The organism is Kitasatospora sp. NPDC059577 (assembly GCF_042735475.1).
Taxonomy (GTDB): domain Bacteria; phylum Actinomycetota; class Actinomycetes; order Streptomycetales; family Streptomycetaceae; genus Kitasatospora.
In genome coordinates this window covers 1-10,223 of sequence record NZ_JBHWBZ010000113.1, presented here as the reverse complement: position 1 = coordinate 10,223, position 10,223 = coordinate 1, and the positions used below count along the sequence as shown (strand labels likewise).

11 protein-coding genes are annotated in these 10,223 nt (G+C 74.6%); 6 read left to right on the top strand and 5 right to left on the bottom strand.

Going from position 1 to position 10,223, the window contains the following annotated elements; translation table 11 throughout:
- Positions 1-156: 156 nt before the first annotated feature.
- On the bottom strand, positions 157-1,350 hold the full coding sequence (locus tag ACFV0O_RS40865; RefSeq protein ID WP_380349964.1) for a TetR family transcriptional regulator: 1,194 nt from the start codon (positions 1,348-1,350) through the stop codon (positions 157-159).
- A 303-nt stretch (positions 1,351-1,653) separates the two neighbouring features.
- On the opposite strand from ACFV0O_RS40865, the gene ACFV0O_RS40860 reads away from it, so the two are divergent.
- A complete protein-coding gene (locus ACFV0O_RS40860) occupies positions 1,654-2,811 on the top strand; it encodes an acyl-CoA dehydrogenase family protein (RefSeq protein WP_380349961.1) in 1,158 nt (385 codons plus the stop codon).
- Positions 2,812-2,871: 60 nt separating this feature from the next.
- On the opposite strand, the gene ACFV0O_RS40855 is transcribed toward ACFV0O_RS40860, so the two are convergent.
- The gene (locus ACFV0O_RS40855) at positions 2,872-3,138 is read right to left on the bottom strand and encodes a hypothetical protein (RefSeq protein WP_360252614.1); all 267 of its coding nucleotides are present in this window, start codon (positions 3,136-3,138) and stop codon (positions 2,872-2,874) included.
- A gap of 106 nt (positions 3,139-3,244) precedes the next feature.
- On the opposite strand from ACFV0O_RS40855, the gene ACFV0O_RS40850 reads away from it, so the two are divergent.
- Positions 3,245-3,562, top strand: coding sequence for a cupin (locus ACFV0O_RS40850; RefSeq protein WP_380349958.1), 318 nt, complete (start codon positions 3,245-3,247; stop codon positions 3,560-3,562).
- 21 nt (positions 3,563-3,583) lie between these two features.
- Here ACFV0O_RS40850 and ACFV0O_RS40845 read toward each other — a convergent pair whose 3' ends face one another.
- Entirely contained in the window at positions 3,584-4,168 is a 585-nt protein-coding gene (locus tag ACFV0O_RS40845) for a TetR/AcrR family transcriptional regulator (RefSeq protein ID WP_360252608.1), read from the bottom strand.
- Between the two features lie 110 nt (positions 4,169-4,278).
- Here ACFV0O_RS40845 and ACFV0O_RS40840 point away from each other — a divergent pair, with 110 nt between their 5' ends.
- From ACFV0O_RS40840 to ACFV0O_RS40825, 4 genes are all read left to right on the top strand, one after another.
- Entirely contained in the window at positions 4,279-5,856 is a 1,578-nt protein-coding gene (locus ACFV0O_RS40840) for an MFS transporter (RefSeq protein WP_380349954.1), read from the top strand.
- Between the two features lie 296 nt (positions 5,857-6,152).
- The gene (locus ACFV0O_RS40835) at positions 6,153-6,722 is read left to right on the top strand and encodes a methyltransferase (protein WP_380349951.1); all 570 of its coding nucleotides are present in this window, start codon (positions 6,153-6,155) and stop codon (positions 6,720-6,722) included.
- Between the two features lie 228 nt (positions 6,723-6,950).
- Complete coding sequence (gene tatA, locus ACFV0O_RS40830; protein ID WP_360252599.1) at positions 6,951-7,232, top strand: Sec-independent protein translocase subunit TatA; 282 nt, start codon at positions 6,951-6,953, stop codon at positions 7,230-7,232.
- Positions 7,233-7,425: 193 nt separating this feature from the next.
- Entirely contained in the window at positions 7,426-7,947 is a 522-nt protein-coding gene (locus ACFV0O_RS40825) for an ion channel (RefSeq protein ID WP_380349947.1), read from the top strand.
- Between the two features lie 48 nt (positions 7,948-7,995).
- Here the strand turns inward: ACFV0O_RS40825 and ACFV0O_RS40820 are convergent, their stop codons facing one another.
- On the bottom strand, positions 7,996-8,370 hold the full coding sequence (locus tag ACFV0O_RS40820; RefSeq protein ID WP_380349944.1) for a VOC family protein: 375 nt from the start codon (positions 8,368-8,370) through the stop codon (positions 7,996-7,998).
- A gap of 80 nt (positions 8,371-8,450) precedes the next feature.
- Positions 8,451-10,061 carry a protein kinase gene (locus ACFV0O_RS40815; RefSeq protein WP_380349942.1) on the bottom strand — a complete coding sequence of 537 codons (1,611 nt, stop codon included), beginning with the start codon at positions 10,059-10,061 and terminating at the stop codon, positions 8,451-8,453.
- Positions 10,062-10,223: the final 162 nt, after the last annotated feature.

Below are 10,223 nucleotides of genomic sequence, written 5' to 3'. Positions count from 1 at the left end.
ACCCCCCCCCGTCTTATATGGGGGGGGGGGGGGGGCCGCGCCCGGGGGGGGGGGGGCCCCCCCCCGCCCCGGGGGGGGGGGCCCCCCCCCCCCGCGCCGTGTCCTGACCCGCTCCCCGGCGTCCGTGCCCCGGCGTCCGCGCCCCGGGGCCGTGCCTCAGGAGAGTCCCGACACAGCCCGGCCGAGGCGCAGCAGGCAGTCCCCGAGGTCCGGCCGGGCGCTGTGCGGACGGTTCCGCACCCCGTCGTTGACCAGGGAGAACAGCGCGTGCACCCGGATCCGGGCGGCCACCGCGTCGCAGTCCGGACGCACCTGCCGCACCAGGCCGACCCAGGTGCGCAGGAAGTCCCGCCGGAACTCCACCGCGGCCCGCCGGTCGGGCGGGGGCAGCCGCTCCGTCTCGCTGAGCATCGCGCCCAGGTAGTCGCCGTTGCGCAGCGCGAACCCGACGTAGGCGTCCAGCCCGGCCGACAGCGCCGCCCGGGGCCCGTCGGCGGCCGCGATCGCGCCGTCCACCTCGTGCCGGAGCAGGTCGCGGCTGCGCACCAGCGAGGCGGCGAGCAGCTGGGCCTTGCTGTCGAAGTGCCGGTACACGCTGGGACCGGAGATGCCGACGGCGGCGCCGAGCTGGTCGGTGCTGACGTTGTCGAAGCCGCGCTGGTGGAACAGCCGGACGGCGGCCGCGAGCAGTTCCTCCCGGCGCGCCCGCGGCGCGGGTTCCGGCACCGGCACCCGCGGCGCGGGTTCCGGCACCGGCACGGGCGTCGGCAGCGGTCCGGCCGCGGGCCCGGTGTCCGTGCCGTCCAGCGGGACGGCGAGGACGGCCGCCACCAGCTCGCGCAGCAGCGCCCCGGCGCGGCGGGGCTGCGGAGCGGCCGACTGGTAGGACAGTCCGGCGCAGGCCGAGAGCGCCGACCAGCAGAGCAACTCGGCGTCCTCCGTGGCGAGTTCCGGGCGTTCGACAGTCAGCACGGCGGTCATCAGCGCGACGTCCGCGCGCAGTTCGCGGCGCAGCGCGGCCCGCCGGGCCGGCGGCAGCAGCCGGGCGTCGCGCTGCACCAGGGTGCCGAGCGGGCGGTGTCCGACCGCGACGGCGGCCAGCACGGCGCCGAGCTCCTCGCCGGTACGGGCCCCGCGCAGCCCGACGGCGAGGTCGTCCAGTCCCAGCCGGACCGCCCGGTCGAGGAGTTCGGGCTTGCCGCGGAAGTGCCGGTAGAGCGCGGGGGCGGTGATGCCGACCCCGGCGGCGACCTCGGTCATCGAGACCTGGTGGTAGCCGCTGCGGTGGAAGCGGTCGGCGGCCACGGCGAGGATCTGGGCACGCCGCCCGGGCGGCCGTCGGACCACCATGGCGCGCCTCCCTCCCGGCCCGTCGCTCGTCGGCCGGGTTCCCGGTCGGCCGATCGCGGCCGAGCACCCGGTCGGCCGGGCACCCACCGGGCGCCCACCGAGCGTCGGCCGGTATCCGCCCGGTCCCGGCCGGGCGTCTCCCGAAGGCTAGCAAGGATTCACTTGGCACCCCCGCCGACCGTGTGCCGCACGCCTGTCGACCCTGGACAGCCGAAGCTACCCGGGATTAACTTGTGAGGCCATCACCTGGTACGTTCCGCCCCGCCGGCAGCTCCGGCCGGCACCGTCGAAGGGAGCGCCGCCGTGCGCCGCACCGTGTTCACCGAGGACCACGAGGCCTTCCGGGAGACCATCCGGGACTTCATCGCCAACGAGGTCGTCCCGGTCTACGAGGGCTGGGAGGCCGAGGGCCACCCGCCGCGCGACTTCTACCGGCAGCTCGGCGAACTCGGCGTCTACGGCATCGAGGTGCCCGAGGAGTACGGCGGCGCGGGCGAGAGCGGCTTCAAGTACCAGGCGGTGATCGCCGAGGAGACCGCCCGGGCGGGCGTGAGCTTCGGCTCCTCCGGGGTGCACACCGGGCTGGTGCTGCCGTACCTGCTGGAGTACGCGAACGAGGAGCAGAAGCGGCGCTGGCTGCCCGGCTTCGTCTCCGGCGACATCATGACGGCGATCGCGATGACCGAGCCCGGCGCCGGCTCCGACCTCGCGGGCATCACCACCACCGCGCGGCTGTCCGAGGACGGCACCCACTACGTCCTGAACGGCGCCAAGACCTTCATCACCGGCGGCGTGCTGGCCGACCTGGTCCTGGTGGTCTGCCGCACCGCCCCGTACGACCCGGAGAACCGCCGGGCCGGCCTGTCCATCCTCTGCGTGGACACCGCCTCCGCGGGCTACACCGTCGGCCGCAAGCTGCAGAAGATCGGCCTGCGCACCTCGGACACCGCCGAGCTGGCGTTCAGCGACGTCCGGGTGCCGGTGGAGGACCTGCTCGGCGAGGAGGGCCGGGCCTTCGCCTACCTGACCCACAACCTGGTGCAGGAGCGCCTGGCCATCGCCGTCGGCGCGTACGCGGCGTCCGCGGCGGCGGTGCGGTTCGCGGTGCAGTACGTCAAGGACCGCAAGGTGTTCGGCAAGGCCGTGGCCGAGTTCCAGAACACCAAGTTCACGCTGGCCGACTGCGAGGCCCAGGTGGTGGCGCAGCAGTCCATGGTGGACCGCGCGCTGGAGCTGTACCAGAGCGGCGAGCTGACCGTGGCCGACGCGGCCGCGGCGAAGCTGTTCTGCACCGAGTCGGCCTCCACCGTGATCGACAAGTGCCTGCAGCTGCACGGTGGTTACGGCTACATCCTGGAGTACCCGATCGCCCGCCTCTACACCGACAACCGGGTGTTCCGGATCTACGGCGGCACCAGCGAGGTCATGCGCAGCATCATCGCCAAGTCCATGGGGCTGTAGGCGGGGTGGACCGGCGGCGGGCCGCACGCCCATGGCGGCCCGCCGTGCCGGTACCGGCGGTCAGTTGGGCGAGGCCTGCTCGGTGCGCCAGGCGTCCCAGCCCGCGGCGGACGCCACCTTCGCCCCGCGCAGCGCCCGGTGGGCGATCGCGGTCGGCGGGGCGTCCATGCCCCGTACCCAGTTGCGGCCGGCCGTGGCCAGCGCCGCGCACACCATCACCGTCCCGGCCGCACCGAGCACCGCACCGATGCCGGTGAGCACCACGCCGCCGGCCAGCAGCGATCGGTTGACCTGGAATCCACTGAAGAAGTTCTCGTTGGTCGCCATGCCTCCACGATGAGCGCAGTCGGCGCGGGCTGCACGTCGAGCGCCTCCGGGTGCGGGACGCCGGGAGGTCCGCGACCCTGGGCACACGGAGCGAGGAGGCGGCGCGATGCCCGATCTGGAACAGCTCGCCGTGGAGCACGCGGCCCTCGCGGCGGAGAGCCCGCACGGTCGCAGCGCCCACCTGGTGCTGCACGACGGGGTGCTGCGGCAGACCGTGATCGCGCTGACCGCCGGGACGGCGCTGGACGAGCACGTCCCGCCCACCGCCGGGAGCGTCCAGGTGCTGCGCGGCCGGGTCTCGCTGACCATCGCCGGCCGGCGCCTGGAGCTGTCGGCCGGCCGGCTGGAGCCCGTCCCGCAGGAGCGGCACGGGCTGCTGGCCCACGTCGACTCGGTGGTGCTGCTGACCGCCGTCACGTCCTGACGGCGGCGCACCGGGGGCCGTTCAGCCGGCGTTCAGCACGCTGCCGCTGACCAGTCGCAGGCCCCGCAGGAAGTCCTTCCCGCTGGGGGCGAGTTCGGGCGCGGCCAGCCACTGGGCGACGTAACCGGCCAGCAGGGTCTGGTAGAAGGCGCCGCGGGCGAGTTCCTCCTCGGTCTCCGCCACCTCGGGCAGCCCCTGGAACAGGGCGGCGAGCCCCAGCCGCCCCTCCTTCTGCGCCCCCGCGAAGGCCTGCGCCAGTTCGGGGGCGTGCGCGGCCTGCGCGAGCGCCTCGAACTGGGCGGCCCACAGCCCGCGGTGCTCGACGAAGACGTCCCGGAGTCCGTCCCAGACGGCGGCGAAGCGCTCCTCCGGGTCCTCCGACACCTGGTTGGCGGCGACCACGACCGCGCCCAGGGAGGCCGCCATCTCACCGATCGCCTCGATCATCGCCGCGTTGAGCAGCGCGTCCTTCGATCCGAAGTGGTAGCCGATCGCGGCCAGGCTGACACCGGAGGCGGTGGCGATGTCGCGGGCGGTGGTGCGCCCGTAGCCCTTCTCGTACAGGCAGCGCTTGGCGCCGGCCATCAGGTCTTCGCGGTTTCCCATGCCCCTGATCCTACGGAAGGTCTGCACAGATGTCTTGCACGATCGTCTTGCACGCTCGATTTACACATGTGTACTAGACAAGCGTCTGACACATCCGTACTGTCTTCCCCATGACCGCAACCACCGGCCGCGCAGGCCGCCGCGAATGGATCGGCCTGGCCGTCCTCCTGCTCCCGACCCTCGTCCTCTCCATGGACATGGGCGTGCTCTTCTTCGCCGTCCCGTTCATCTCCACCACGCTGGCGCCCAGCGGCACCCAGCAGCTGTGGATCATGGACATGTACTCGTTCCTGCTGGCCGGGCTGCTCATCACGATGGGCGCGCTGGGCGACCGGATCGGCCGCCGCCGGCTGCTGATGATCGGCGCCACCGGCTTCATCGGCGCCTCGCTGCTGGCCGCCTGGTCGCACGACGCGAACCAGCTGATCGCGGCCCGCGCCCTGCTCGGCGCCGCCGGGGCCACCGTGATGCCCTCGACCCTCGCGCTGATCCGCACCATGTTCCACGACCCCAAGCAGCGCCAGATCGCCCTCGGTGCCTGGGGCGGCATCCTCACCGCCGGGGCCACCCTCGGCCCGGTCGCCGGCGGCCTGCTGCTCGACCACTACTGGTGGGGCTCGGCCTTCCTGCTCGCCGTCCCGGTGATGGCCCTGGTACTGCTGACCGCGCCCGCCCTGCTCCCCGAGTACCGCGCCACCGCCCGGCCTTCGGCCGGAAGGACCCCCGACGGCCGCTTCGACCTGCTCGGCGCCGCGCTCTCGCTCGCCGCGATCCTGCCGCTCGTCTACGGCGTCAAGACCATCGCCGTCGAGGGCTGGAGCACGCTCCCCGCCATCGCCGTCCCGGCGGGCCTGCTGTTCGCCGCCGCCTTCGTGTGGCGCCAGCGCACCGCCGCGAACCCGCTGCTCGACCTGAGCCTGTTCCGGATCCGCACCTTCAGCGGCGCGATCAGCGTCAACACCGTCGCGATGTTCGCCATGATGGGCTTCGCCCTCTTCACCTCGCAGTACCTGCAGCTGGTCAAGGGCATGAGCCCGCTGACGGCCTCGCTCTGGTCGCTGGTGCCGAGCGTGGGCGTCGGCGCGGCGGTCGGGATCAGCTCGGCGCTGGCCGGCAAGGTCCGCCCGGCGGTGTTGATGGGCGGCGGGTTCCTGATCGGCGCGGCCGGCTTCGCGATGATGACGCAGGTCGGCCCGCACTCCCCGCTGGCACTCATCCTCACCGCGGCGGGCGTGCTGGCCGCCGGCACCGTCGGCACCATGACGATGACCGCCGAGATGGTCGTCTCCGCCGCCCCGGTCGAGCAGGCCGGCGCCGCCTCCGCCACCTCGGAGACCGCCGTCGAACTCGGCAGCTCGCTCGGCATCGCCCTGCTCGGCGCGGCGGGCGCCGCCGTCTACCACCACCGGCTGGACGGCGCCCTCCCGGCCGGCCTCGACGGCGAGGCCGCCCGGACCGCCCAGGACACCCTCGGCGGCGCGGTCACCGTCGCCGCCCAGCTGCCCGGCCGGCTCGGCGCCGACCTGCTGGAGACCACCCGCACCGCCTTCACCGACGGCCTGCACGTCGCCGCCGGCGTCGGCGGGGTCCTCGCCCTCGGCGCCGCGCTCCTCGCCTACCGCCTGCTGCGCCACCTCCCGGCCGCCGCCCCGGCCCCGACCCCCGAGTCCGAGCCCGTCACCGCCTGACCGAAAACCGGCCCGATCCACGCGAGTCATCGAGAGCCCCCGCCCACCCCAGGGCGGGGGCTCTCCGCCGTCCGCGGCCCGTCCGCGCGAGGCGGGCGCCCGGGCGGGCCGCCGGGCCGGGGCGGGGGCACGGCTGCCGACCGGGCGCTGCCGGAGGTGGTCCTGGAGGAGGCGGCCGGCGGCCCGGTGACGGTCCACCCGGGGGTGGACCGCGGTACGTCCACCCCCGGGTGCGTGTTCCGGCCACCCGCCGGGAGGACCGTGGAGGGGTCCCTCCGACCGCCGGGAGCCGCCGCATGTCCCTGACCGCCCTCCTCTCCCTCCTCGGCGTCCTGTGCTGGGCCGCCTACGAGCTGCTGCTGCGCCGGCGCGAGGACGCCGCCGCCGGTTCCTGGCACGCGGACCGCCGCGACCGCGGATCGACCCGCCTGCTGCTCGGCTGCTACCTGCTGTCGACGCTGGTCGTGGTGGTGTCCGACCGCGCCTCGATCGGCCGACTGCCCGGCTGGGCGGGCTGGTTCGGCGTGGCGCTGGCCGCCGCCGGGCTGGCACTGCGGGCCTGGGGCATGCGCACCCTGGGCGCGTACTACACCCGTACGCTGCGCACCGTGGACGCCCAGCACGTCGTCAGCACCGGCCCGTACCGGCTGATCCGCCACCCCGGTTACGCCGGCAGCCTGCTGGTCTGGACCGGCTACGCCGCCGGTACCGGCAGCTGGGCCGCCGCCCTGGTGGTCGCGGCACTGCTGCTCACCGCGTACGGCTGGCGGATCGCCGCCGAGGAGCGGCTGCTGCTGGACTCGCTCGGCGGCGGGTACGCGACGTACCGCCGGACGTCCAAGCGACTCGTCCCGTTCGTCTACTGATCGCTCCGGGGGCGGGCGCGGAGCCGGACGCCGCCACCCGCCCCCGGAGTCGGGGGCCGTTCCCGGAGTCGGGGGCCGTCCCCGGTCTCGCGATCCGCTGGAGCGGCACCTGGTTTTTGGCCAGCGTTTCCCGGCCGGTGTATCCGTTCGCCGTGAGGGCCAGGCATACTGGCCAGCACGGGCGCTAGCCCGCCATGACTCTAGACAAGAAGGGACCGGTGGCCAGGGATGCTGCGGAACGGTCTTGAGCCCTGGCACATCTTCGTGGTGCTGGCGGTCGTCATCCTGCTGTTCGGTTCGAAGAAGCTGCCGGAGATGGCACGCGGCCTGGGCAAGTCCATGCGCATCCTGAAGGCCGAGACGAAGGCCATGCGCGAGGACGAGCCCCCGGCGGACGCCGGCACCGCGCAGAGCACCGCCGCTCCCCAGCAGAGCGCGGACCGCCCGGCCGTCACGCCGACCAACGTGACCAAGGCGACCGAGACGAAGCGGCCCGAGACGACCGCCTGAGCCTCTCCCCTTCCTCCGGAAACCCCCTGGTGAGCCCACCGGGGGGTTTCCGGCGTTCCGGGCCCGGCCCGCGCTGCCTGCGCCCCGGCAGTCGGGGCCCGGCGGTCCGGCGGTCGGGGCCCGGACGGCCGGATTCGTCCGGACGGCGCAGACGGGCGGGCGTCCCGGGCCCCCTCGGCACAGGCTTGGCGAGATGTCCGAGAACTCGCCGCCGCCCGCCGACGTGAGGGCCTGGTGCTGGCTGCTGCTGGCATTCACCCTGCTGATGGTCGGGTACTTCACGCTGCCGCTCGGGTGGCTCGGCGACCGCCGGCCGGTCCTGAGCTGGGCCGCCTTCGTGGCCGCACTCGCCGGGATGACCTGGCTGATGCTCGCCAAGATCATCGGAGTGATGCGGGGAACGGCGAAGCGGCCGGTGGTGTGGCTGGTGTTCCTGATCGGGCTGACGGCAACCATCTTCTCGGCCACGTACTACGCGATGGGCGCCCACAAGTCGGAGTTCGCCGGGCTGGAGACACGGCTGGACGCCCTGTACTTCACGGTCGTGACGATGGCGACGGTGGGGTACGGGGACATCACGCCGGCGGGGCAGACGGCACGGTTCGTGGTGGTCGTACAGATCCTCTACAACTTCGTGTTCCTGGCGGCGGCCGCCGGGACGGCGTCCCGGGCGGTCCGCAGCAGCGTGGAACGGCGGATCCGCAAACCGGACTGAGCGGGCGTCGACACACAGGGTTGTCCACAGGGTGTGGACAACCCTGTGTCACCCGCGGGACGTGTCGATGACGCAGAAGCGGTTGCCCTCCGGGTCGGCGAGGACGACGAAGTCGGGGTCCTGCGGGTACAGCTCCCAGTCGACCCGCGCGGCGCCCAGGGCGACCAGGCGCTCGACCTCGGCGGCCTGGTCGGCGGCGTCCCTGGCGTAGAGGTCGAGGTGGACCCGCGGGCGCTCCTGGACCGGGGACGCGCTCAGACCGAGGGCGAGCTGCACACCGCCACCGCCGTCGGCGGGCACCAGGACCGTCCAGTCCTCCTCGACCAGGCCGCCGCGCGGCACGTAGCCGAGGGCCGCCGTCCAGAAGGCGACCGCGCGCGGCAGGTCGGAGACACCGAGAACGAGGGAACCGATCGTCAGCACGGGCCCATTCTGGCGCACCGTCAGCCGGGCGTCGGCAAGGGGTGCCGACGAAAGGCCGGCGAGGGGACGGCGAGGGGACGTCAGTCGTCCTGGAGGTCCGCGGCGGTGTGCAGGGTGGTGAACAGGGCCGAGAGGCGGGCGTTCCAGTTGGCACTGGTCAGCGGGTCGATGGCGTGCCGCTTGCCCATGTCCTTGATCACCTTCTGGGCGCCCTTGAGCTCCTGCGCGGCGGCGTCCGGATCCCCCTCGTTGAGGTGGGCTGACGCGGCGTCGAGGATCCTCAGCAGCTCCGCCTGGTGGTCCCGGTCCTTGCCGACCTGGGCCTGGGCGACGGCCTGGCGGAAGGACTGGAGCTGCAGCGCCGCGGGCTGGTTGCGCGGGACGGCCTGGGTGGGCACCGGGGCCCCCGACGGCGTCGCCGGGGCTGTGGAGCCGGCGCTCGCGGCGGGCGGCGGGCCGGTGACGGGCTTCGCGGCCGACGAGGTGGCGACCGTGCTCGGCTTGGCGGCCGCGGCGTTGCCCGCCGGCTCGTCGAAGGCGGTCAGGGCCAGGGCGGTCACGCCGGCCAGGCCCGCCACGCCCAGCGCGCCGAACACCAGGGGCTTGCGTCGGCTGCCGCGGGCCGGCGCCGAAGCGGGAGCCGGCGACCCGGCCGGGCCCGGAGACCCGACCGCGGCCGGGGGCCCGACCGGGATCGGCGCCATCACCGAAGTGGCGGCCGGGGGCTGCGGCGGCAGCAGGGTGGTGTGCTGCTGGTCCGGGTGCGGCGGCGGCCCGCCGGGGTACGGCGACGCGGCGGGCACCACCGGCGGGAGCAGCTGGGTGGCCGCCGCGGTGGTCGCGAGGAGTTCGGCCGTCGGGTCGCCCACCACCAGCCCCGGTACGGTGGCGAGCAGTTCGGCCCGCGCCGCGGAGGCGTCGGCCGGCCGGCCGGCCGGGTCCTTGGCGAGCAGCCGCAGCACCGTCGCATCCAGGGCGGGTGGCAGGCCGGGGCGCCGCGCGGACGGCGGCACGGGCTGCTCGCTGACGTGTTTGAAGGCGATCGCCACCGGGCTCTCGGCGGTGAACGGGGTCGCGCCGGTGAGCATCTCGGTGAGCACGCAGCCGACCGCGTACAGGTCGGTCCGCCCGTCCAGCGCCGAGGCGGTGGCCTGCTCGGGCGAGAGGTAGGCGGCCGTACCGAGCACGCTGGCGGTCTGCGTCAGGTTGCTGGAGGAGCCGGCCCGGGCGATGCCGAAGTCGACGACCTTCACCCCACCGTCGTCAGTGATCATGATGTTCCCGGGCTTGATGTCCCGGTGCACCAGCCCGGCCGCGTGCGCGACCGCCAGCGCCTCGCAGACCGCCGCCGCGATGCCCACGGCCCGTTCCACCGGCAGGGTGGGCTGCTGCGCCAGCACGGCCGCCAGCGAACGGCCGCTGACCAGCTCCATGACGATGAACGGGGTGCCCTGGTCCACACCCGAGTCGAAGACCATGACGATCCGCGGGTGCACCAGCATGGCCGCGTGCTGCGCCTCCCGGCTGAAGCGCTCGGCGAAGCGGGGGTCGTCGGCGAGGCCCCCGTTGAGGACCTTCACGGCCACCTGGCGACCCAGCACGCGGTCCACGCCGCGCCAGACGGTGGCCATGCCGCCGACGCCGAGCATCTCGACGAGTTCGTAACGCCCGTTCAGCGCCCGTCCGATCACCTGGAGCTCCCCTCACGTGCCCTGCCCGGGGTCCCGGGCCGCCTCGTGCACCCGTGCACGATAGCCGTACGGCCGTGCGACCCCGCCGGGGGCGGACGAAGGGTGGCGGTCGGGGGACCGGGCAGCGGTCCCCCGGCCGCCGGCGCGGGGGTGGGGGGGGGG

What these genes read in the sequence shown, in the direction of transcription:
- ACFV0O_RS40865 (WP_380349964.1), bottom strand. Translation starts at nt 1,350, where the DNA reads ATGGTGGTCCGACGGCCGCCCGGGCGGCGTGCCCAGATCCTCGCCGTG.
- ACFV0O_RS40855 (WP_360252614.1), bottom strand. Translation starts at nt 3,138, where the DNA reads ATGGCGACCAACGAGAACTTCTTCAGTGGATTCCAGGTCAACCGATCG.
- ACFV0O_RS40850 (WP_380349958.1), top strand. Translation starts at nt 3,245, where the DNA reads ATGCCCGATCTGGAACAGCTCGCCGTGGAGCACGCGGCCCTCGCGGCG.
- ACFV0O_RS40845 (WP_360252608.1), bottom strand. Translation starts at nt 4,168, where the DNA reads ATGGGAAACCGCGAAGACCTGATGGCCGGCGCCAAGCGCTGCCTGTAC.
- ACFV0O_RS40840 (WP_380349954.1), top strand. Translation starts at nt 4,279, where the DNA reads ATGACCGCAACCACCGGCCGCGCAGGCCGCCGCGAATGGATCGGCCTG.
- ACFV0O_RS40835 (WP_380349951.1), top strand. Translation starts at nt 6,153, where the DNA reads ATGTCCCTGACCGCCCTCCTCTCCCTCCTCGGCGTCCTGTGCTGGGCC.
- tatA (WP_360252599.1), top strand. Translation starts at nt 6,951, where the DNA reads ATGCTGCGGAACGGTCTTGAGCCCTGGCACATCTTCGTGGTGCTGGCG.
- ACFV0O_RS40825 (WP_380349947.1), top strand. Translation starts at nt 7,426, where the DNA reads ATGTCCGAGAACTCGCCGCCGCCCGCCGACGTGAGGGCCTGGTGCTGG.